At 60.8% G+C, this 20,949-nt stretch carries 20 protein-coding genes; 13 read left to right on the top strand and 7 right to left on the bottom strand.

Annotated elements, in window-relative coordinates; genetic code table 11:
- Positions 1-9 precede the first annotated feature (9 nt).
- Positions 10-1,203: an acyl-CoA dehydrogenase gene (locus NX775_RS09585; protein WP_183556159.1), complete on the bottom strand. Its 1,194-nt coding sequence runs from the start codon at positions 1,201-1,203 to the stop codon at positions 10-12.
- Between the two features lie 92 nt (positions 1,204-1,295).
- Positions 1,296-1,808, bottom strand: a complete 513-nt coding sequence (locus NX775_RS09580; RefSeq protein WP_258835791.1) for a flavin reductase family protein — start codon at positions 1,806-1,808, stop codon at positions 1,296-1,298.
- A gap of 481 nt (positions 1,809-2,289) precedes the next feature.
- Between NX775_RS09580 and NX775_RS09575 the strand changes: the two genes are divergently transcribed.
- From NX775_RS09575 to msrA, 3 genes are all read left to right on the top strand, one after another.
- Positions 2,290-2,544: a hypothetical protein gene (locus tag NX775_RS09575; RefSeq protein ID WP_258835790.1), complete on the top strand. Its 255-nt coding sequence runs from the start codon at positions 2,290-2,292 to the stop codon at positions 2,542-2,544.
- A gap of 82 nt (positions 2,545-2,626) precedes the next feature.
- Complete coding sequence (locus tag NX775_RS09570; RefSeq protein ID WP_258835789.1) at positions 2,627-2,947, top strand: hypothetical protein; 321 nt, start codon at positions 2,627-2,629, stop codon at positions 2,945-2,947.
- 158 nt (positions 2,948-3,105) lie between these two features.
- On the top strand, positions 3,106-3,627 hold the full coding sequence (gene msrA, locus NX775_RS09565; protein ID WP_258835788.1) for a peptide-methionine (S)-S-oxide reductase MsrA: 522 nt from the start codon (positions 3,106-3,108) through the stop codon (positions 3,625-3,627).
- A 104-nt stretch (positions 3,628-3,731) separates the two neighbouring features.
- On the opposite strand, the gene pdxH is transcribed toward msrA, so the two are convergent.
- Positions 3,732-4,988, bottom strand: coding sequence for a pyridoxamine 5'-phosphate oxidase (gene pdxH / locus NX775_RS09560; RefSeq protein ID WP_258835787.1), 1,257 nt, complete (start codon positions 4,986-4,988; stop codon positions 3,732-3,734).
- An 86-nt stretch (positions 4,989-5,074) separates the two neighbouring features.
- Between pdxH and tcdA the strand changes: the two genes are divergently transcribed.
- Both tcdA and NX775_RS09550 read left to right on the top strand, forming a co-directional pair.
- Positions 5,075-5,965 (top strand): tRNA cyclic N6-threonylcarbamoyladenosine(37) synthase TcdA, encoded by an 891-nt coding sequence (gene tcdA, locus NX775_RS09555; RefSeq protein ID WP_258835786.1) that lies wholly within the window; start codon positions 5,075-5,077, stop codon positions 5,963-5,965.
- Positions 5,966-6,013: 48 nt separating this feature from the next.
- Positions 6,014-6,541 (top strand): FKBP-type peptidyl-prolyl cis-trans isomerase, encoded by a 528-nt coding sequence (locus NX775_RS09550; protein WP_258835785.1) that lies wholly within the window; start codon positions 6,014-6,016, stop codon positions 6,539-6,541.
- Positions 6,542-6,582: 41 nt separating this feature from the next.
- Here the strand turns inward: NX775_RS09550 and NX775_RS09545 are convergent, their stop codons facing one another.
- Positions 6,583-7,590 (bottom strand): cation diffusion facilitator family transporter, encoded by a 1,008-nt coding sequence (locus tag NX775_RS09545; RefSeq protein WP_258835784.1) that lies wholly within the window; start codon positions 7,588-7,590, stop codon positions 6,583-6,585.
- Positions 7,587-7,937, bottom strand: a complete 351-nt coding sequence (locus tag NX775_RS09540) for an ArsR/SmtB family transcription factor (protein ID WP_258835783.1) — start codon at positions 7,935-7,937, stop codon at positions 7,587-7,589. The genes NX775_RS09545 and NX775_RS09540 overlap by 4 nt, the downstream gene beginning before the upstream one ends.
- 520 nt (positions 7,938-8,457) lie before the next feature.
- Between NX775_RS09540 and NX775_RS09535 the strand changes: the two genes are divergently transcribed.
- The 8 genes from NX775_RS09535 to NX775_RS09500 all read left to right on the top strand — a co-directional run bounded on the left by NX775_RS09535 (position 8,458) and on the right by NX775_RS09500 (position 17,230).
- Positions 8,458-9,048 (top strand): hypothetical protein, encoded by a 591-nt coding sequence (locus NX775_RS09535; protein ID WP_258835782.1) that lies wholly within the window; start codon positions 8,458-8,460, stop codon positions 9,046-9,048.
- Between the two features lie 54 nt (positions 9,049-9,102).
- Positions 9,103-9,987, top strand: coding sequence for an HTTM domain-containing protein (locus tag NX775_RS09530; protein WP_258835781.1), 885 nt, complete (start codon positions 9,103-9,105; stop codon positions 9,985-9,987).
- Between the two features lie 20 nt (positions 9,988-10,007).
- Positions 10,008-11,576: a serine hydrolase domain-containing protein gene (locus NX775_RS09525; RefSeq protein WP_258835780.1), complete on the top strand. Its 1,569-nt coding sequence runs from the start codon at positions 10,008-10,010 to the stop codon at positions 11,574-11,576.
- Between the two features lie 75 nt (positions 11,577-11,651).
- Complete coding sequence (locus NX775_RS09520; RefSeq protein ID WP_258835779.1) at positions 11,652-12,560, top strand: hypothetical protein; 909 nt, start codon at positions 11,652-11,654, stop codon at positions 12,558-12,560.
- A gap of 75 nt (positions 12,561-12,635) precedes the next feature.
- Positions 12,636-14,072, top strand: coding sequence for a polysaccharide pyruvyl transferase family protein (locus NX775_RS09515; protein WP_258835778.1), 1,437 nt, complete (start codon positions 12,636-12,638; stop codon positions 14,070-14,072).
- The gene (menD, locus tag NX775_RS09510) at positions 14,069-15,832 is read left to right on the top strand and encodes a 2-succinyl-5-enolpyruvyl-6-hydroxy-3-cyclohexene-1-carboxylic-acid synthase (protein WP_258835777.1); all 1,764 of its coding nucleotides are present in this window, start codon (positions 14,069-14,071) and stop codon (positions 15,830-15,832) included. The genes NX775_RS09515 and menD overlap by 4 nt, the downstream gene beginning before the upstream one ends.
- Positions 15,822-16,232, top strand: coding sequence for a DCC1-like thiol-disulfide oxidoreductase family protein (locus NX775_RS09505; protein ID WP_258835776.1), 411 nt, complete (start codon positions 15,822-15,824; stop codon positions 16,230-16,232). The genes menD and NX775_RS09505 overlap by 11 nt, the downstream gene beginning before the upstream one ends.
- 2 nt (positions 16,233-16,234) lie before the next feature.
- Positions 16,235-17,230, top strand: coding sequence for a ferritin-like domain-containing protein (locus tag NX775_RS09500; RefSeq protein ID WP_258835775.1), 996 nt, complete (start codon positions 16,235-16,237; stop codon positions 17,228-17,230).
- A gap of 38 nt (positions 17,231-17,268) precedes the next feature.
- On the opposite strand, the gene NX775_RS09495 is transcribed toward NX775_RS09500, so the two are convergent.
- Positions 17,269-20,103 carry a M16 family metallopeptidase gene (locus NX775_RS09495; RefSeq protein ID WP_258835774.1) on the bottom strand — a complete coding sequence of 945 codons (2,835 nt, stop codon included), beginning with the start codon at positions 20,101-20,103 and terminating at the stop codon, positions 17,269-17,271.
- A gap of 163 nt (positions 20,104-20,266) precedes the next feature.
- Positions 20,267-20,749: a CinA family protein gene (locus NX775_RS09490; protein ID WP_370660568.1), complete on the bottom strand. Its 483-nt coding sequence runs from the start codon at positions 20,747-20,749 to the stop codon at positions 20,267-20,269.
- Between the last annotated feature and the right edge of the window lie 200 nt (positions 20,750-20,949).

Genomic DNA, 20,949 nt, shown 5'->3' with positions numbered 1-20,949 from the left:
ACTACATGATCAGAAAGCGGCGATGCCGGTCTGTGCGCGGCCAAGAATCAGCGCGTGGATGTCGTGCGTGCCTTCGTAGGTGTTGACGACCTCGAGGTTGACCATGTGACGGATGATGCCGAACTCATCTGAAATGCCGTTACCGCCCAGCATATCGCGCGCCATGCGGGCGATGTCGAGCGACTTGCCGCACGAATTGCGCTTCATGATCGACGTGATCTCCGGCGCCGCCGTGCCTTCGTCCTTCATGCGGCCCAGGCGCAGGCAGCCTTGCAGGCCGAGCGTGATTTCGGTCTGCATGTCGGCCAGCTTCTTTTGCACCAGCTGGTTTGCCGCGAGCGGCTTGCCGAACTGCTGGCGGTCCATCGTGTACTGGCGCGCCGTGTGCCAGCAATCCTCAGCTGCGCCCAGCGCGCCCCAGGCGATGCCGTAGCGGGCCGAATTCAGGCAGGTGAACGGGCCCTTCAGGCCGCGCACGTCCGGGAACGCGTTTTCTTCGGGGCAGAACACATTGTCCATGACGATTTCGCCGGTGACCGATGCGCGCAGGCCGAACTTGCCGTGGATTGCCGGGGCCGACAAACCTTTCCAACCTTTTTCGAGCACGAAGCCGCGGATCGCGCCTTCATCGTCCTTCGCCCACACGACGAACACGTCGGCCACGGGCGAATTGGTGATCCACATCTTCGCGCCACTCAAGCTGTAGCCGCCCTCGACCTTGCGTGCGCGGGAAATCATCGAGCCGGGGTCGGAGCCGTGGTTCGGCTCGGTCAAGCCGAAGCAGCCGATCCATTCGCCGGTAGCCAGCTTCGGCAGGTATTTCTGTTTGGTGGCTTCGTTGCCGAATTCAAAGATCGGGACCATGACGAGCGACGACTGCACGCTCATCATCGAGCGGTAGCCGGAATCGACGCGCTCGACTTCGCGTGCGATCAGGCCGTAGGCAACATACCCCATTGCCGGGCCGCCGTATTCTTCGGGAATGGTCGGCCCGAGCAGGCCCAGCTCGCCCATCTCGCGGAAGATCGAGACATCCATCGACTCGTGACGAAACGCTTCGAGCACGCGCGGGCGCAGCTTGTCCTGGCAATAGGCAGCGCTGGCGTCGCGCACCATGCGCTCTTCATCGGTCAGCTGGCTGTTCAGCAGCAGCGGGTCATCCCAGTGAAAAGCGGCTTTCTTGGGCGAGTCGGTACGGGTCATCGGAAATCCTGTCTCTGAATTCTGGTTAGAAGTTACCTGACCATTATAGAAACGTGGCGCAGCCTGATCTTTTCAAACTGCGACAGGCATTTTCATTTTTGACTGGCAGTGCTGCCGAACTTGCCGCCGTGGAAGATCAGCGCTGGTTGCGGCTGCAACTGGCACTCTTCGACCTCGCCGACGAAGATGACGTGATCGCCCTCCGGGTAACGGCTGCGGTTGTGGCATTCGAACCAGGCCGACACGCCCTTGAGGATCGGCAGGCCGGTGCGCGACAGCTCGTAGTCGACGCCCTCGAACGGGTTCTCGCCGCGGCGCGCAAAGCGCATCGCCAGGTCTTCCTGGCCGGCGGACAGCACATTGATCACGTAGTGCGAGTTGCCGCTGAAGATCGGCATGCTGTTCGCCCCGGCGCCCAGGCTCCACAGCACCAGCGGCGGATCGAGCGAAACCGAGTTGAACGAGCTGGCCGTCAGGCCGCGGAAGGTGCCGTCGGCCAGGCGGGTGGTAATGACGGTGACGCCGGTCGCAAACTGCGACAGCGCCTGGCGGAAATGGGTCGTATCGAAGCCGCGCGTGGTCGCGCGGGCAGAAAGTGTATTCATGGTGTTCCTGGAACTGTGACGCTCATTATGCCACCGTCCTGCGCAAGCTTGCCGCGCCATGCTCTCTGGCCGTATCGGCAGCGGGTCAATACAGCGGGCAGCCGAGCTTTGCGCTACATTAAGCTTATCGAAATTTTACGAAACAAGGTTCATCATGAGTGAGCAAACAACGGGCGAGGTCGCCATCCTCGGGGGCGGCTGCTTCTGGTGTATGGAAAGTAAAACCTAATAAAATCAAATGCTTACATAGCTACAATACTTCATTGAGCTAATTTTGGCAAAATTCAGGCATCCCGAAAGGATTGATCATTCGGAATGAACGGGTTTGGGACGTGCTCCAAGGCCCTAAATGTTGATAAAAATACCAAACTTGACAAGAAGCTGTTTTTTTGTATAATGATTCAGCTGGAGAATTTCTAGCAGACAATTAAGCCCCCAAATTTTTTGGGGGCTTTTTTTTTAACTATACAGAAAGAGAGAAATGGAAGATATTATTAAGGAAATTCTTACGACTGCCAAAGGCCACGGACGTATTGAAAACCGTAAAAGTCACGACGGGGGTGACATTAAAATAGGTTCTACAGACTTTGGAAAAGGTAATTTTAGAAACTGCCAAAAATATATTGCGGCGCTTGAAGAAATGGAAAATCAAGGGCTCGTAAAAGGTGGTGGTGTCAATCACTCCGGCCAAGTTTTCATAGTTACAGATAAAGGCTATAGTTATATTGGGGTTTGAGCAGAATAAGCATTCTGGTTATCCTGTGTTTGAGATAAAAAATATATAGAGAGAGAAAACTATGTCAATGACGAAAAGGTATATGGAACAAGCACAAGACGACGAAAGTCGCAAAAGTGCATTAGAGGCAATGATTGAAAATGATTTGCTGGAAGGGTCAGCTTTAGGTATCGCAAAAAAAATCATAGGCGATAACAGCATTGCTAATCTTTCGGATAAGCAAAGCTTTGTTTTTAGAAATGAAATTTCTCCACATTTTGAGATTGCTTGTGAAACCGAAGACTGTGGCAATATGATTGCTATGGACGAAGTTGCAGACGCCATCCGGAATCGTGAAGCTGGACAAGACGTGCATTGCCCAGAATGCCAATACACCTTTAGAGATAGAGGCGACGACGATTGAACCAAAGCCCTTCGGGGCTTTTTTATTGCCAAAAATTCGATATTATTGATAATTTGATTTTGACTTTATTTCTTTTATTCTATTTAAAATAAGCCCATTGAAAAAATTATAGGCACATCGTTTTTCTTGTAAGTTGTTGACTTAAAGGAGTTATAACTATGGAAGTTGGTATTTTAGGAGGAGGTTGTTTTTGGTGCATCGAGGCGGTGTTTCTCGAAGCACGCGGCGTCACGCGCGTGGAGTCAGGCTATATGGGTGGCCATGCCGATCAACCGACCTATGAGGCCGTTTGCAACGGCACCACCGGCCACGCCGAAGTCGTGCGCCTGGAATTCGATCCGTCGGTGATCAGCTACCACGACATTCTCGAGATTTTTTTCACGATCCACGATCCGACCACGCTCAATCGTCAGGGCAACGATGTCGGCACGCAATACCGGTCGGTGATTTTTACCACGTCGCCGGCGCAGGACACCGTCGCGCGCACCGTGATGGCCGAGATGGCAATGGTGTGGGATGCACCGCTGGTGACGCAAGTGTTGCCGCAGGAAACCTGGTACAAGGCCGAGGATTACCATCAGAACTACTTCGCGCAACACCCGCTGCAGGGGTATTGCGCGTTCGTGGTGGCGCCGAAGGTCAGCAAGTTCCGCGCCACGTTTGCGGAACGACTACGGTAGGGTGGGCGGCTGTGCCGCCCACGCGGTGATCGATACTGGTGCCGATCGCGCGCCGGATGATCTCGCTGCCAACCATCACCGCGTGGGCGGCCTAGCCGCCCACCCTACGGCTGAAGGCGGCTACGCGTCCAGCTGCCGTCCGGCTGGCGCTGGTAGACGATCCGGTCATGAAAGCGCGAGCGGCGGCCTTGCCAGAACTCGATGCGCTCCGGTACCAGGCGGAAACCACCCCAGTTGTCGGGGCGCGCCGGATCATCGCCGGCAGCCTGCGCCACGGCGTCGTAATTCGCTTCCAGCGCGGCGCGATTGGCGATCGGGCTGCTCTGTTGCGACGCGATTGCCGCGACCCGGCTCTTGAGCGGCCGGCTGCGGAAATAATGATCGCTTTCTTCGCTCGACGTCATCTCGACGCGGCCTTCGATGCGGATCTGGCGCTCGAGCTCGCTCCAGAAGAACAGCAGGGCGGCCTGGTTGTTGCCGCGCAGTTCCTGCGCCTTCTGGCTGTCGTAGTTGGTGTACCAGGTAAAACCGCGCGGATCGAACTGCTTGATCAGCACGATGCGCGAGCTTGGCCGGTTGCCCGGGCCGACAGTTGCCACCGTCATCGCATTCGGCTCGTTCACTTGTGCGGCCAGGGCCTGCTCGAACCAGGCCGTGAATTGCGCGATCGGGTCATCCAGCACATCGTCTTCATTCAGGCTGGCCTGACCGTAATCCTGGCGCAGGTCGGCGACCGCCTGGCCGACGCCGGCTGTCTTAGCTGCCGCAGTGGCCGACACCGTGGCCGATACTGTGGCCGATGCCACCGGCTGGTCAAACGCCTCGGGCGCCAGCAGGCCGCGGCGGCGCTGCATTGCCTGGCCCAGCTGCGCCATCTGCTCGGGCGAGAACAGGCGCATTGCCATCGGCGCCAGCGTGCTTTCCTCGCGCTCCATGTGCGCCGTGTAGCGGGCGACGAAGCGCTCGACCGCCGTGCTGGAGAGCATGGTCCCGGTACCTGCCTCGATCGCCGTCAGTTGCTCATGCAGGTCTTGCCACAGGGCGTCCATGTCATTGTGGTCTTGCACGATCGTCGGCGCCAGCGCCTGCAGCGTGGCGGCGTCGTCGCCCTGCGCGGTGGCGCGCAGCATCGGAATCAGGTCCTGTTCTTCGTCGTCGTGGTGCAGGTGCGCCGCCTTGTCGAAGTAGCGCAGTACGGCGCCGGCGGCGTCGCGCGCCTGCTTGTCGACGCCGTGTTCGGCCAGGTGCGGCACCAGCTTCTCGAGGGTCGACAGTTGTTTGCGGATGCGGCCATGGCAATGCTTGAGCACGGCGATCGGCTGGGAGAAATCGGGGGCGGTGTCGGGCAGGAGAGAGGTCATTGTTCTGTGGAAGACACGCAGGTTATTTGGTTGACGAACGATTATTCTAGTGTAGTCGCGAAACACCTGTCCGCTACAATATCGGTATGAATCAATTACTTGAGCAAGGGGCGGCGGCAACGCCCACGGAAGATGTCGACTTTGCGCGCCGCTTTGGCGGCATCGGGCGCCTGTATGGTGAGCCTGCGCTGGAACGTTTTCGCGCGGCGCACGTTTGCGTGATCGGCGTCGGCGGTGTCGGTTCGTGGGTGGTCGAGGCGCTGGCGCGCAGCGCCATCGGTCACCTGACCCTGATCGATCTCGACAACGTGGCCGAATCGAACATCAACCGCCAGATCCAGGCGCTGTCATCGACCATCGGCATGCCGAAGATCGAAGCGCTGCGCCAGCGTATCGCCGAGATCAATCCGTTTTGCCAGGTGACCCTGGTCGAGGACTTCATCGACCTGGAGAACATCGAGACGCTGGTGGCCAACCAGGGCTTCGATTACGTGGTCGATGCCATCGACAGCGTCAAGCCCAAGGCGGCGCTGATCGCCTGGTGCAGCGCCAACAAGATGCCGCTCGTGGTCGTGGGTGGCGCCGGCGGCCAGATCGATCCGACCAAGGTCGAGATCCGCGACCTGGCCCGCACCGAGCAGGAACCGCTGCTGAAAAAAGTGCGCAAGCTGCTGCGCGCGCAATACGGTTTTTCGCGCGGCGAAAAGCAGAAGTACCACATCGACGCCGTGTTTTCGATGGAACCGCTGCGGTATCCGGACACGGGGGACGCCTGCGAGATCGATGACAACGGCATCACTGGCCTGAACTGCGCCGGATTCGGTTCGTGCATGGTGGTGACCGCCACCTTCGGCATGGTGACGGCGGGGCAGGTACTGCGCCGGCTGGCCGAGGCCGCCAATGCCCAGGCTGCGGCTGCCGATGCCGCTGCAGCCGCCGGGCAAACTGTGCAAGCTGAGGCCGCCTTGCTATCATAGGTGCCAGATGCAACCGCCCGGTTGCGACCTTTTGATGGAAGAGCACACATGATTCGTCGATCCGCAGTCATCGCCCTGCTCCTGATGGCAGGCAGCGCCCAGGCCCAGGAAGGCGCACAGGACGCCAGCAAGCCCGCAACCCAGCCGCCACCGGAAGCGCAGCAGCCAGCGACTGCACCTGCTGCTACCCCGGTCACGCCGCCGGTCGCCGCCGAAACCCAGGCACCGCAGGTCGAGATCGTCGATCGCGTGGTCGGCACCGGCAAGGAAGCCTCGCTGGGCAGCAATGTCGTCGTCAACTACACGGGCTGGTTCCACAAACCGCTGGCCAAGCAGCAGCGCGGTCGCAAGTTCGATTCGTCGCTCGACAACGGCCGCGATCCGCTGGAATTCCAGCTGGGCGCAGGCCGCGTGATCAAGGGCTGGGAGCAGGGCGTGGCCGGCATGAAGGTCGGCGGCAAGCGCACGCTGATCATCCCGAGCGCGCTGGCCTACGGCAAGCGTGGCGCGGGCGGCGGGATGATTCCGCCGGACTCCGATCTGATCTTCGACGTCGAACTGCTCAATGTGAAGTAAGGCTGTTCCGGCGTGGCCCAGTTCCGGGCCACGCCAGTCTGTCAGTGCGCGTGCCCGTGCAGCGTGCAGTGATGATGGGTCGTGCCTTCCTCGACCTGCAGCGTGCAGTGATGAATCGCGAACTGCGCGCTTAACCCGTCCACCATCGCATCGATCGCCGCATCGCCAGGATATCCGGCAGGCATCACGACGTGCGCCGTCAGCGCCGTCTCGGTCGTGCTCAGCGCCCAGATGTGCAGGTCGTGCAGGTCGGCCACGCCGGGCTGCGCGAGCAGGAAGGCGCGCACCTTGTCGGCATCCACGCCAGGCGGCACGGCCGCCATCGACAGCTGCACCGATTCGCGCAGCAGCGACCATGTACCCAGCACGATCACCACCACGATCACCAGGCTCACCGCCGGGTCGATCCAGGTCCAGCCCCAGAACATGATGATCAGGCCCGAGATCGCCACGCCCAGCGACAGCGCCGCATCGGCCGCCATGTGCAGGTAGGCGCCGCGGATGTTCAGATCGCCCTTGCTGCCGGCCAGGAACAGCCAGGCCGAGAAGCCGTTGATCAGCACGCCGATCGCGGCAACGATCGACACCGTGGCGCCGGCCACGGGCGCCGGTTCGGCGAAGCGCTGCACGGCTTCCCAGGCGATGGCGCCGCACGCCACCATCAGCAGCAGGCCGTTGCCCATTGCCGCAAGGATCGACGAGCCGCGCAGGCCGTAGGTATAGCGGCCGGTCGGCACGCTTTTGGCCAATACCGCCGCACCCCAGGCAAGCACCAGGCCCAGCACGTCGGACAGATTGTGGCCTGCGTCGGCCATCAGCGCCGTCGAGTGCGCGATGAAGCCGTAGGCGAATTCGATGATGACAAAGGCCATGTTGAGCCCGATTGCCAGCGCGAAAGCGCGCCCGTTGCCTTCAGGGGAGGGCATGTGGTGGTGATGGTGGCCAAAGCCGTGGCCATGATCGTCGTGCTTGTGGTCGTCGTGCTTGTGCTCGTGCTTGTGCTCGTGACCATGGTCGTGATCGTGATCGTGCTGGTGATGTTGGCTCATGCGTCCATTCCGGTGGCGGGTTCGGCAATGTGCTCGAACATGGTGGAAAGCAGGCTGCTGATATGGGCGTCGGCAGCTGCGTAGAAGACTTGCTTGCCCTGGCGCTCGGCCTTGACGATGCGGGCTGCGCGCAGCAGACGCAGGTGGTGGCTGACCAGTGAACTCGACAGCGACAGCGTGCTGGCGATATCGCCCACCGCCGTCGGCTGCGTCAGGCAGGCCAGCACGATGCGCAGGCGCGTTGCATCACCCAGCAAGTGGAACAGGTCGGCCAGCTGGCCGATCGCTTCCTCGGGCGGCGGGGCGATCGGGTGGGCGGCCGGGTGCGTGTGGGTGTGTTCGTGCATGCGACTCTAACATGTGAATAGGTGTTCACATGTTAGGGCAAACGAAGTCGCCGGGCAAGTGCTGCGTAGTACAACTCCAACGGCAGAGCGCGTAAGCGAAAGCAAGATATTCGCAATACCCGGCCATCGCTCCCGGACGATGAATCGCTGAGACGGTGGTGCTAAAAAGTTTTGACGCGGAAAACGATGTGAAAACTTATGCGTAAAAAATTACTTAATCACTGTATAAACTTTGAAAAGATATTCGAGAAGGATAATAAATTGTGCGGGCGCGTGAGTTCTGTAAATATTGTGGACGAGCATTAAAAAATAATCTGATGATTCAATTCATAGTGGCTAAAAAGAAGAGCCAGATGTTTAATTGAATTTTCGTTTGGTTACAATTGGAGAGCTTTCAATGCAGGTCATCCCGTATATTGGATCGCGAACCGGTTTTATTGATGTTATATGCAGTTTGAATTGAACAAGAAAAAACGTCTGTTCTTTGAGCGGTTGGTCGCTGTTCTGGAGGGAGGTTATTGTGTTCGATATTGCTCTCACGCACATATCCAATGTTTTCATTGGCGCCATGCTGCTCTTGCTGTGGGGATGGGACTTGCCAAAAGGAAGTAGAGTTAAGGCCTTTGTCCATCGCTTTTCCAAGCCCATCGTCTGGCTGGGGTTATCCCATAACTGGTCGATGTTTGCGCCTAATCCCATTTCCAGCAATGAACGCCTGCGTGTCGAGATTCGCCTGAACGACGGCAATTGGCACGAGGTTGTTCTCGATTGTATGGGTATGGTCGGCGCTGCTCAGCGTCCCCATGATATACGTGCCCTCAAGATGCTGCATTCCCTGACTTGCAAAGGCAGTAATGCATTGAAGCCAGCGGTTGCATTATATTGCGCCAGGCGTTACTTGAGTAGCCATCCCGACATTTCCGCTGTCAATATTTTCCAGATCAGGCTGATACGTTTATATCAATTAAAGCCACTTTGGCCGCCCAGGCAATTTAACTATAACAATTTTCATTTTGAGGAAGAAACGTATCTGCACGATTTCTCAAAAGACAGAATATGGAAAAAAGACATCGATCAGACTGAGCCGTGTGATCGCCGAGTGGCGGCCTGAGTAGCGCAGTGTTCTTTCAACTTGAAAATTGGGGGGCCAGTGTCGAATTCTATTTTGTCGATTCACCAGTTGACCGGTTCATGGCACTACTTTTTTCATCACGCGATCGCCCCTGACTCGCTGGTCATGTTTCGTATCGCCTTCGGTCTGCTGTTGCTGGCCGATGCGCTGTATCTGGCCAAGTCGCTGATTTTCCTGTATGGCGCGACCGGGATCCTGGATCGTGGAATTTATATCCGTGATTTCAGGGCCAGATTCTTCTCCATTTACAACTGGGGCGCCGACGAGCCTGCGCGCCTGCATCTTTGGTTTGCTCTTCACGTCACCGCTATCATCTGTTTGCTGCTGGGTTTCTTCAGCAATATCGCGGCATTTGTCATTTTCGCCGGGCTGACTTCGTATCACCATCGCAATCCTTTCGCCGTCAACTCGGGCGATGTGGCCATGCGCCTGATGGCGTTTCTGATGATCTTTGCCCCGGCCGATGCCAGCTTTTCCGTGCTTACCGCGATCGGTGCAAAGCCGGTACAGTCAACCATCGATCCATGGGCCTATCGCCTGCTCCAAATTCTTGTGTCCACGATCTATTTCAAGTCCATGTACTGGAAGCTGCACGGGCGCTGGTGGTTGTCCGGCAGGGCGGTTTACTATGTGTTGAATATTGACCGCTACAGGCGCTTTGCCTTGCCGACTGTGCTCAGGAATAAACTGAGCTACCAATCCATGAATTACGCGACCATCGCGATTTGGGGAAGTCTCAGCATCCTGATCTGGATAGACGAGTTCCGCTATCCCGCCATTGCAGTCGGTTTGTTGTTTCACCTGGGGATGGATTACTGTCTGCGCATTCGCCTGTTTCAGTGGGTCATGATGACAGGCCTGGTCCTGTTCATCGACCCGGTCGATCTTGAATCCCTGTACCTGTGGGCGATCCGATGATGTGCGTCTGGGACCGGGACATGATTGTTGGGGCCGTCGAGCGCTGCAAAGAGGCGCACGGAATCCCGGCCATAGGTATGGCACTCTACAGTACCGATGGCCAATGCCTGCAGTACCACACGGGCCAGGCCATATCGTCCCGGCCGGTCGGTGAAAAGACCATGTTCAATATAGGCAGCGTCGGCAAACCGCTCGTGGCGCTGGCTATCCTGCAGATGATCGAACAAGGCCACTTCGCCTTGCACGATGTGATTGCGCCCTTGCTTCCACCGCCGTTGGCGTCGGCCATGCCGACACGAATGCAGCGTATTACCGTCGAAGAGTTACTGGCGCATCGGTCCGGGCTGCCGTTCTGGGGACATTTCGATAGCGACAGCGCGTATGCGCATCTGCTGGCCACGGTCGGTCGCATTGAATTCATCGACAAGAACAGTTATCCATGCAAATACAGCAATCTTGGCTATTTTTTGCTGGGCTGTATTATCGAGCGAATCGCCAAGGTCTGCGTGAGCAAGTATTTGGCCGGGCACGTGCTGGATCGCTTGGGAATGGAAGAGGCGCGTTTCGGCAGCCGAAGTCAACTGATTCAAGCTGGCCAATGCGTGGTTCAGGGTTATTCGACAGCGCGCCCGATGGATTTCCCTACGCCGGATGCGAAATTGTTGCCCGCTGCGGATTGGGTCCTGCCGCCGTCGATCTCGGGGCTCTACACGGGAACGCGCGACATGCTGCGCTGGATGCAGGCGTTCTTCCATGCGTCCGATCGATTCAGCGATGACGCGCCGATGCGTTCCGGTATTGCCAGCATTCTCGGCACCGGTTGGAATCGCCCGTCTGTTCGAGGGCTCGATCTCGGCATGGGGATGCGCCGCCAGCGGGTGTTGGCGCAGAGTGCCGTCACGCATCTCGGCTACGCATTCGGATATAGCGCATTTATTGTCATGTTTCCAGAGCGGGGTGTGGCTGGTGCCGTCATGTGCAACCGCGGCGCCTGCCAGATCCCGCTGGCAATTCTCCTGTATTCCATTCTTGCGCACTGTCTGAATGGGAAGGCAATTACAGCCAAGCCGCGAGTACCCAAAATTGAGGCGACCAATTACTGCGGCATCTATCAGAACGCATCCGACTGTGTGCAGGTCTTGCCCAGCGGCGCCGGTCTTGCGCTTGACTATGAAGGGGAGCGGGTCGAATTGCGTGTGCTGAGCGAGCACCATTTCATGCCGTCCAGCGTGATGGCTTGTCTTCCGCATTTTATCTTTTCCGGCGAAAGAGCGATAAAGCTCAGGCTGGGTAGCCTGGTGTATCGGCGGGCCGGAGAACATGCCGGGTCCGAGACCGGCAATGCGCTGCAGCACTACACCGGAACTTTCTTCAACCCTTACTTCGGTGAGGTGGTGTGCTATCTGGACGAAGGCCAGCTACATCTGGTTCAGGGCGTCGAAGACGTGCTGTTGGAACCTGCTGGAGCGGATGAATTCCGGCTCGGCGAGGTGGCATTTTTTTGCGGCGAAAAAGCCAGATTTTTCTTTGATCAGTTCGGTGCCGTGAACGCCTGTGAAATCGGCGGATTCGAGTTCGTTTGTTCGTAGTGCTGGTAAGTGAGCAGGGGTGAAGAGTGCCCCAATTTTTTATCGATGAGCGAGACCTAATCTAAGGGGAATACCATGGGCGGAGCAGTAGCGGCAGCAGCAGAGGGCGGAGAAGCAGTAGCGGCAGCAGCGGAAGGTGGCGAAGCGGCCGCGGCAGCGGCGGAAGGCGGCGAAGCGGCAGCGGCGGAAGGCGGCGAGGCTGCAGCGGCGGAAGGTGGCGAAGCGGCAGCGGCGGAAGGCGGCGAAGCGGCAGCGGCGGAAGGCGGCGAGGCGGCAGCGGCGGAAGGCGGTGAAGCTGGAGCGGCCGAGGGCGCCGCCGCGGAAGGCGGAGAACCGCCCCCGAATGAAGTCGTCGTCGATGACGATCCCGCAGCCAACCTGCAACTGGAAGAGAACCAGGAAAACGTCGGGGCAGCCGTCGATCAGGCAAACGAAATTCCGGCCGAAGACAAGGTATCGACCTGGAAGGACGTTGCCAAGTCCGTGTGGGGCGTAACGAAGGACATTGTCGATATTGCTTTCAAGGCCGGTAATATGGCTTTCATGGCGATGATGATTGCCGACATGGAAAAGGGCGATAAGTCTGGTGCCGCAGCCGCCGGCGCCAAGGCAGGATTGACGCCGGATCAGGTCCTGCAATTCAACGAAAATATCTCGGTCTGGCTGAACCTGTCGACACCGCTAAAATGGCAGCGGCTGAGCAATCTGATGAGCAATGTAAATTTCACCAGCGATCAGCAAACTTACCTGATCAACTGGCTGTATCAGGCATTTTCGGCACTGCCCAATCAGGCGACATTCACATGGCCGGCATCGGCAGTGGTGGCGCTGGTGAAAACGCTGGCGAAAGAAACGCCCGACGCCAATATGTACGCGTATATGGAAACTTACAAGTACAACAATGACTATCCTCCATTCGACGTCGGCTTGAATTGCGTCTTGATGGCCTTGTCTGTCAAGTATCCAGCCAAAAAAGCAGGCTGATGAGGGCGCGCGTCGGCGGTGCAGTTGCCGTTCGCGCGCTTTAGTTCGACGCGATACAGACGGAGGATGTGATCGATGGGCTGGAACGATGAATTATTGATTGCGGCAGATCCCGACCAGACCTACCAGCGCCATCTGCAGCACAGTATCGAGGTGCTGGACGATCCCGCGGCGCCGCGGCAAGGCGCGGCGTGGCGGCCAGTGGTGGTCAGCTATTGCGGCAACGGCAATCTGGGAGCCGATTTGCGGGCGGCGGAAACGATACGTCACGTACGTCATTTGGTGCCTGGCTGCCGGCCCCGCATGACCGTGCTGGGGCGCGCCATCCCGTTTGCACAATTCGACAATACCGAACAGCTGGCGATCGACAGCTACCTGCCAACATTCGTCAAGGACCGCCTGGTGAATGCGGACGCGGTGATCGTCGCCGAGGGCAGCCTGTTTACCTCTACCTTTTCGGACGACCTGGCGATGTTTTTCGTGGCCGCGCTGGCGCAACGTCGGCGCAACGGCAAGCCCGCTATCGCATTTGGCATTGAAACGGATGCCATGTCCGCGCGGTTGCTGACCTTTGTCCAGGAGCATAGTGGCGGCTGCAGCATTTTCTGCCGCAACCGCGACTCTGTCGCATCGATGCAAGCACATGGACTGCCTGCAATGCTGGGCGCCGATCCGGCGTGGGCGTACGGTGCGCCCGGTGCGGATAGCCGTGCGTTGCGCGAAGCCAGGCAGACCTACGGCAGCGATGGCGCTTATGTGGTGATCTGTCCGGTAAATCCGTTCTGGTGGCCCGTCAGGCTCGACCGGCAAAAACTGGAGGTCTTCTCCGCCACCGGCCGTTATCGGGACACCCAGTTCAACGGCGCCTACTTTCATTGTTTCGATGACAGCCAGCGCCAGCGCTACGAGCATTACGTGCAACAGTACGCGGCTTATATCGACTGGTGCCGGCAGCGCTTGAACAAAGTGCCGGTATTGTTGGCAATGGACGGTGTCGACAGCGTCATCTGCGCGGACATCAATGCGCGGGTGGCGATCCAGACCAAGGTGGTGCCAGCGCGCGCCAGCACGCCGGAAAGCATAGCCGCCTTGCTGGGGGGCGCCGACTTCGTCGTCAGCAACCGCTTCCATGCCGCCATCCTGGCGTTGCTCGGACGCGTGCCCTGTATCGCTGTTTCGATGGACGGGCGCCTCGAGGCGCTCTACCGGGATATGGGATTGGACGATCTGCTGCTGAGAACCGACAGCATCGCGTTGTGTGCCGAATTGCAGGAGCTCTCCACACGCTTGCTCGAGAAGGGTGCAGCGGTGCGTCAAACGATCTTGCTCGGTCATGCATTGCAGTTGCGGCGCCTGGGCGAGATGGGGCGGGCGCTGGTCCAGGCGGTGCAGGCATCAGCCAGTCACGTGCACACGCTCGATGCCGGCCTGCCCTGGGCCCGCTACCTGCCGCCATTGAGCCCGGCCATGCAAGCTCTGCTCGCCGAGACGTCAGCGGAGTACTGTGGATGACTCTGCCGCTACGCCTGCGCAACCTGAACGCATTCTGGTGCGCGCTGGTGATCGACGAGCTGGTCCGCGCCGGGGTTCGCAGAGCGGTATCGTGCTCCGGTGGCCGCAATGCCATGTTCAATTTGCTCGCGCATGCCCATCCGGCCTTGCGATGCAGCCCTGCTCCCGCTGATGAGCGCTGTGCAGGCTTCCTGGCCGTCGGCATGGCGCGCGCGGGTGGCGGGCCGGTACTGGTGTCCGTGACCTCGGGTTCGGCCGTCGGCAATCTGATTCCTGCCTTGATGGAGGCGCGTGCAGCGCACTTGCCGCTGATTGTACTGACGGCCGACCGCGACCAGTGGCATGGCGCCACCGACATGCCGCAGACGGTGGACCAGATCGCTGCTTGTGCCGCGTTTGTCAGCCGCACGATCGACTTGCCGCTGCCCGATGCAGAGGCTGCATCTCTGTCGTCCCTGTGCAGTTTGCTGCGGGGGCAGTTGACCGGCTTGGCCGATGCCGGTCCAATCCACATCAACCTGCCAATGCCCGCGCAGATCTGCCCGACGGAACTGGACAGCGGCTGGCAGCCAGCAACGGCCAGTGCCGCCCTGACCACCGTGTTGCCGGCGCCGGATGCGCCGACCCTGCATGCCGCGGGGCCGGATGCCGCCCGCTGCAATCCCATGTGCCTGGCTGCTGCAGCGCGCGCGCGCCGAGGGCTGATCGTCATAGGTGAGCTGGGACAGGCCGAGCGGCGCATCGTCATGCGCTTCGTTCGATCGGCCGGCTGGCTGGTCATGGCCGATGCCTGCTCCGGCCTGCGGCGCTCCGATGTGGCAGAGCTGTGCTTGGCGTCAATGGATGCGTTGGTGCTCAGTGCCTGGCTGCGCTTTGAACCGCCCGATATGGTGATCCGCATCGGCCAGATTCCGGTATCGCATACCATGCAGCGCTACCTGGCAGACTTGCCAGCGCCCGTGGTCAAACTGGCGCTTGCGCCGTGCAAGAACATGCTGCACCCTAACCTGGTCCAGAGTCTCCCATTGGAGGAATCCGTCCTCGACGCGCTGCTCTCAGCATTGCCGCCGCCGGATGCGGGATGGCAGAATGCCCTGCTGGCGGCTGACCAACGGGCCATGATGGTCACGCGGCAGCAGCATTCCTGGTGCGGGCTCGCGGTCATTGGCGCATTGCTCGAATCAGCTGAATACGGTCTCGTCCACTTGGCCAATTCGCTGACAATACGCCTGGCCAATTTGCTGCTGGATAGCCGTTCGCACACCCGGGAAGCCATCTATGGGGCGCGTGGCGCGAGTGGGATCGAAGGCACACTGGCGCAGTTCTTCGGCGAATTGCTGGTCAGCAGATCGGACGGTCTGCTGATCCTTGGAGACCAGGCGTTTCTTTACGACATCGCCGCATTGCAACTGGCTTCGCATATTCCAGAGCGGGCCCTGATTGTCGTGCTGAACAATGCCGGCGGCGGGCTGTTCGATTATCTGCCGTGCAGCGGCATTGAGGGATATGCCGCCGCAGTGCGAGGCAGCAATGGCTGCAATGTGGTGGCAATCGCGAGCGGATTTCACATCACAGCCAGCCGCTGTGACAATCCAGGCGCGCTTGGCGACAGCATCGACGCTTATGCCAGGGGCACCGGAATCCACTTGATCGAGGCCGTGATACCGCCGTCGCGGCACGGCGATCAGACCGTTCTGTTGTTCGCGGCAATGGTTGCCGCGGCCGATGCGAGCCAGATAGAGATGCGGCATGACACCTGACTTTCCTTCCAACTTCCTGCTTTACGATGGCGACTGTCCGTTCTGCAATCGCTACATGCAGAAAGTGCGCCTCGAGCGCGCGCTGGCGCACTTCGTCATGATGAATGCACGCGATGCACCGGCGCTGGTCAAGGCGTTGCGTGGCGTCGGGCTGGACATCAACGCCGGGATGATCCTGTCCGTTGATGGCAAGCTGTTTCATGGTGCGGAATGCATGCAACGCCTGGCGCTGATGTCGACACGGTCGTCGTGGTTCAACAAGCTGACGGCCTCCATTTTTTCTCGACCGCGCGCAGCACGAATTCTTTATCCGCTGCTGGTGACAGGACGGAACGCGTCGCTGTATCTGCTGGGACGCGGCCCGATCGACCCGTCCGACGATACGCCTCGCGGGAGCTAGCCATGTCGTTCAACCAGGACAGCAGCAATGGCGCGACGCCCGATCACGGCACACCGGAACATTTTTTCATGCCGCTCATTGGTGCTTACGACTGGCTGTATGGACAGGGAGACGTCCGCAACACACGGCTGTATGAGCTCGCGAAAAATCTGAGCTGGGATGCGGACAAGGACATCGACTGGCAAGCTGCCGGCAGTCCATTGTTCAACCGGGATATGCCGGCTACGCAACGATCGGCGATCGATGCCTGGTTGAACGACAGCAGCCCCTGGCGCGGGTTCGAGCCTTACCGCCGAATGCCGCAGGCAGAAAAATTCGCGTTCTATCAGCGCGAACATGTCTGGCATATCAATCAGTTCAGGCATGGTGAACAGGGAGCACTGCTGGTATCGGCACAGCTATGCGTCGGCGCGCCCACCCTCGACGCCAAGCTGTTTGCAGCCTCGCAGGTGTCCGATGAGGCACGCCATGTCGAATTCTTCACCAAATACCTTCAGCGCAGCTTTCCCTACGCGTATCCGGTTTCAGCGCGCTTGAAGGCCCTGCTGGATGCGATCATGGCGTCGTCGCAATGGGACATCAAATTGATCGGCATGCAAGTCATCATCGAAGGTCTGGCGCTTGCATCGTTCCGCATCGCCGTCAGTGAATCCCACGACCCGGTCCTCAAGCAGGGCTTGCAGCTGATCCTGAGAGATGAGTCACGTCATACAAATTTCGGATTTCAATATGTGCAAGACTTTCTCACCACGCTGGCGCCGCACGATATGACTGAGCGCGAAGACTTTGCCGCCGACGCCTGTGCCCTGGCGCGCGATCTGATGCTGCCTACGCCTGTCTTCACCCAGTGCGGCTGGCCGGTGGGCGCGGCCGAAACCTACGCGCGGGAAAACGGTGTGTACGCCAAGTTTCATCATGCCCTGTTTGGCATTATCGTTCCCGAGCTCGCTGTTCTGGGACTGATTCCCGAGCGGCTCTCTGCACGTTACCGCGAGTAAGCAGTGACCGCTCGAGTAGTTTCGGCAGGTAACAGGTATTAGCGCCCGGACCGGATTGGCACCTGCCCATCGTCATCCCGAATCTCCGGCTGCCCCAGTCCCAGCTTCTGCAACTGCGGCAGAATCTTTTTCCGTTCACCGACCGCCACCACGATCATCCGGTCAGGGTCAAACCAGCGGCGCGCGACCGCCTGCACGTCGTCGACGCCGACGGTCGCCAGGCGCGTGGCCAGGCTGTCGTAGTAATCCGCCGGCAAACCATAGACGAACAACTCCGTCAGGCTGGCGCCGATGTCGGCGTTGGTCTCGAACTGTCCCGGCAGCGACAGCAGCTGCGCATTGCGCGCCGCGGTCAGTTCGTCGCTGGAAATCGGCTGCTCGCGCAGCAGCGCGACTTCGCGCAGGATTTCGCGCACCGCTTCGCCGGTCGCATTCTGCTGCACGCTCGCTTCCACCGAAAACGGCGCCGGCTGGCGGTCGTAGTCGAAGTGCGAATGGATCCCGTACGTGAGCCCGCGCGTCTCGCGCAGATTGTTGTTGAGCCGGCTCGAGAACATCCCGCCCAGCACCCCGTTCATGATTTGCAGCGCCGGGAAATCGGGTGTGTCGCGCGCCGGGCCCATCGTCGCCACCTGCAGCGCCGTCTGGCCGGCGTCCGGCTGGTCGATCACAACCAGGCGCGCAGTGGTCGGCCTGGCCGGGCCAACCGAAGCCGCTGGTGCCTCGGCCGCCGTCCAGCCGCCGAACTGCGCCTGCGCCAGCGCTTCCAGTTCGGCGCGCGTGATGTCGCCCGTGACCACCAGCGCCGCGTTCGACGGCACGTAGTGGCGGCGCCAGAAGCCGACGATGTCGTCGCGCGTCGTGCGCCGGATGGCGGGCTCCAGGCCAAGCTGGCCATAGCCTTTCGGATGGCCGGCACCGAACAGCGCACCTGCCGCCGCCAGCGCAGCAACGGTTTCCGGGTCGTCGCGCTGCTGCGTGAGCGCGCCAAGGCGGTCCTGACGCTGGCGTTCGATCTCGGCGGCAGGGAACGCCGGGCGCTGGACGATGTCGGCGACGATTTCCAGCGCGCGAGAGAACGTGGACGTCAGGGCCAGCAGCGAGACGGTGGAGACGTCGTCGCTGCTGCCCGTGTCCATGAACGCGCCCAGCTGGGCGATGTCGTCGGCAATGGCCGGCGCGCTGCGCGTGGCCGTGCCTTCTTCCAGCATCTGGGCGGTAAAGCCGGCCAGGCCGGGCAGGTCGGATGGGTTGGCGGCGCCACCGCTGCGCACCACGAGCTGGCTCGACACGAGCGGCAGCGCCGGATTGCGGTAGTGGATGACGGTCAGGCCATTGGCCAGCGTGAAGGTCTCGCCGCGTGGCTGCTTGAAGCGCGGCGTCGGGCCGGCCTTGGGCGGCGTTGCACGCCATGCTTCTGCCACGTTGACCGGCGCCACCGGCGTCGGCGCGGCCACGGCGCGGGCGGGCTTGCCCGCGCGCGGATCGTCCACCTTCGGCTTGCCCGGCACGCCCGTGACGACGGCGCGCGCCTGCTCTGGCAGCCAGGTCTGCACCGCGCGCTGGACGGCGGCGGCGTCGATGCGGCGCAAGCGCGCCAGGTCCTTGTCCAGGTAGCCCGGGTCGCCCGTGTACAGGTTGTAGTGATTGAGCTGCTCGGCCAGACCATCGCCGCCCAGCTTTTCCAGCGACGCCAGCAGCGACGTCTCCAGGCTGTTGCGCGCGCGTTCGACCTCGCGCGCCGTCGGGCCTTCGGTGCGCAGCAAAGCCAGTTCGGCGTCGATCGCCGCTTCGATCTCTTGCGGCGTGTGGCCGGCGCGCGCCGTCACGTCGATGACGAAAGTCGAGGCCAGGCCCAGCGAGCCTTGCGAGGCCGAGACGTCCTGCGCGATCTGGCGTTCGTAGACGAGCGATTTGTACAGGCGGCTCGACTTGCCGCCGCCCAGGATCGTGGCAGCCACCATCAGTTCGGCGTCGCCCGGTTGGTACGCCGGCGGCGTGAGCCAGCCCATGAACACGCGCGGCAGCTCGACGCGGTCGCGCACAACGACGCGGCGTTCGGCCGTGATCGGGGGCGTGACCACGTGCGGACGCACCACGTCCGGTCCACGGCGCAGGCCGCCGAAGTAGCGCGTGACCAGATCGCGCACGGTCTGCTTGTCGATGTCGCCGGCGATCACCAGGCTGGCATTGTTGGGGCCATAGTATTGGGTAAAGAAGGCGCGCACGTCTTCCAGGCGGGCGCTCTGGATATCGGCGTGCGAACCGATGATCGAGGCCGCGTACGGGTGCCCCTGCGGGAACAGCGTGCGCGCCAGCGCTTCCTCGACGATGCCATACGGCTCGCCCTCGACGGTCTGGCGCCGCTCGTTGCGCACCACGTCCTGCTGGTTGGTCAGCGCCTGCTGGTCGAGCACGTCGAGCAGGTAGCCCATGCGGTCGGCGTGCACCCACAGCGCCAGTTCGAGCTGGTTCGACGGCACGGTGTCGTAGTAGCTGGTGCTGTCGTAACCCGTGCCGCCGTTGCTGTCGGTCGCGCCGGCGCCTTCGAGCAGGCGGTCGGCCATGCCGCGCGGGATGTGCGCGGTGGCCGCGAACATCATGTGCTCGAACAGGTGGGCAAAGCCCGTCAGGCCGGGCGCCTCGTTGGCCGGCCCGACGTGGTACCACAGGTTAACGGCCACGATCGGCAGGCGCTTGTCTTCGACCAGGATCACTTGCAGGCCGTTGGGCAGCACCAGTTTGTCAAACGCGATCGCCGGCACCGGCGCGGCTGCCGATGACGATGCAGGGGCGGGGGGCTGCGCCTGGGCCGGGCCGGAGGCCGGCGCAGCGGCCAGCATCAGGGGGACCATCAGGGTAGGAATATTCAAGCATTCTCCAGATAATTCATTGGCAACGACGCCGGCGTCGGCCAGGCGGCGCCCCGGCCAGCCGGCAGGTGGGGGCTGCAGGACACCGTCGAACTGGCCTTGCACAACACGCTATTATCGCGGATACGCACGAAAGGCGTGGGCCGGCGCCGCCATTGCCCGGCTATTCGACGAAGCGCAGCAGCCCGCGCAGCGCATGCGCCACGGCCTGCGCGCGCACGGCCTGGCGGTCGCCCTGGAACACCAGGCGCTCGGTCTGCACGCGGTCGCCCTGCGCCCAGCCGAAGCACACGGTGCCGATCGGCTTGCCGGGCACAGCGCCGGTCGGGCCGGCGATGCCGGTGGTCGAGACGGCCACATCGGCGCTGCTGTTGGCGACGGCGCCTGCGGCCATGGCGGCGGCCACTTCTTCGCTGACGGCGCCAAATTGCGCGATCACGGCGTCGGACACATCCAGCATGTCGTTCTTGGCCGTGTTCGAATAGGTGACAAAACCGCAATCGAACCAGTCGCCCGAGCCGGGAATGTCGGTGAGTGCCTGCGCGATGCCGCCGCCGGTACAGGATTCGGCCGTGGCCAGCATCATTTTTTTGGCGCCAAGCGTCTGGCTGACCTGATTTGCAAGATCGGTAAGTTCATGCGTCACGTGCGTCTCCTTGTGCAGTCGGCGGACGGGCTTGTCCGTGTGATTCCATTCTAGCGCGCAGTGCGCCGGCAAGGCACGCCGGCTGCAGAGCAGTCTGCCGCTTGATATTGCCATAGGTAAAGATGCTATGCTTTCAGCATGGACATATCCAAGGCAAAGTTGTTGTCGAACCCTGACAGATGTTCCGTGCGACATGCGGC

It is taken from the genome of Massilia aurea, assembly GCF_024753205.1.
Taxonomy (GTDB): Bacteria; Pseudomonadota; Gammaproteobacteria; order Burkholderiales; family Burkholderiaceae_D; genus Telluria; species Telluria aurea.
Note: the sequence above shows the minus strand (reverse complement) of the source record. Positions and strands in the feature narration are given on the sequence as shown.

Bases quoted from the DNA above. Each gene is read 5' to 3' on its own strand.
- NX775_RS09585 (WP_183556159.1), bottom strand. From the start codon at position 1,203: ATGACCCGTACCGACTCGCCCAAGAAAGCCGCTTTTCACTGGGATGAC.
- NX775_RS09580 (WP_258835791.1), bottom strand. From the start codon at position 1,808: ATGAATACACTTTCTGCCCGCGCGACCACGCGCGGCTTCGATACGACC.
- NX775_RS09575 (WP_258835790.1), top strand. From the start codon at position 2,290: ATGGAAGATATTATTAAGGAAATTCTTACGACTGCCAAAGGCCACGGA.
- NX775_RS09570 (WP_258835789.1), top strand. From the start codon at position 2,627: ATGGAACAAGCACAAGACGACGAAAGTCGCAAAAGTGCATTAGAGGCA.
- msrA (WP_258835788.1), top strand. From the start codon at position 3,106: ATGGAAGTTGGTATTTTAGGAGGAGGTTGTTTTTGGTGCATCGAGGCG.
- pdxH (WP_258835787.1), bottom strand. From the start codon at position 4,988: ATGACCTCTCTCCTGCCCGACACCGCCCCCGATTTCTCCCAGCCGATC.
- tcdA (WP_258835786.1), top strand. From the start codon at position 5,075: ATGAATCAATTACTTGAGCAAGGGGCGGCGGCAACGCCCACGGAAGAT.
- NX775_RS09550 (WP_258835785.1), top strand. From the start codon at position 6,014: ATGATTCGTCGATCCGCAGTCATCGCCCTGCTCCTGATGGCAGGCAGC.
- NX775_RS09545 (WP_258835784.1), bottom strand. From the start codon at position 7,590: ATGAGCCAACATCACCAGCACGATCACGATCACGACCATGGTCACGAG.
- NX775_RS09540 (WP_258835783.1), bottom strand. From the start codon at position 7,937: ATGCACGAACACACCCACACGCACCCGGCCGCCCACCCGATCGCCCCG.
- NX775_RS09525 (WP_258835780.1), top strand. From the start codon at position 10,008: ATGATTGTTGGGGCCGTCGAGCGCTGCAAAGAGGCGCACGGAATCCCG.
- NX775_RS09520 (WP_258835779.1), top strand. From the start codon at position 11,652: ATGGGCGGAGCAGTAGCGGCAGCAGCAGAGGGCGGAGAAGCAGTAGCG.
- NX775_RS09515 (WP_258835778.1), top strand. From the start codon at position 12,636: ATGGGCTGGAACGATGAATTATTGATTGCGGCAGATCCCGACCAGACC.
- menD (WP_258835777.1), top strand. From the start codon at position 14,069: ATGACTCTGCCGCTACGCCTGCGCAACCTGAACGCATTCTGGTGCGCG.
- NX775_RS09505 (WP_258835776.1), top strand. From the start codon at position 15,822: ATGACACCTGACTTTCCTTCCAACTTCCTGCTTTACGATGGCGACTGT.
- NX775_RS09500 (WP_258835775.1), top strand. From the start codon at position 16,235: ATGTCGTTCAACCAGGACAGCAGCAATGGCGCGACGCCCGATCACGGC.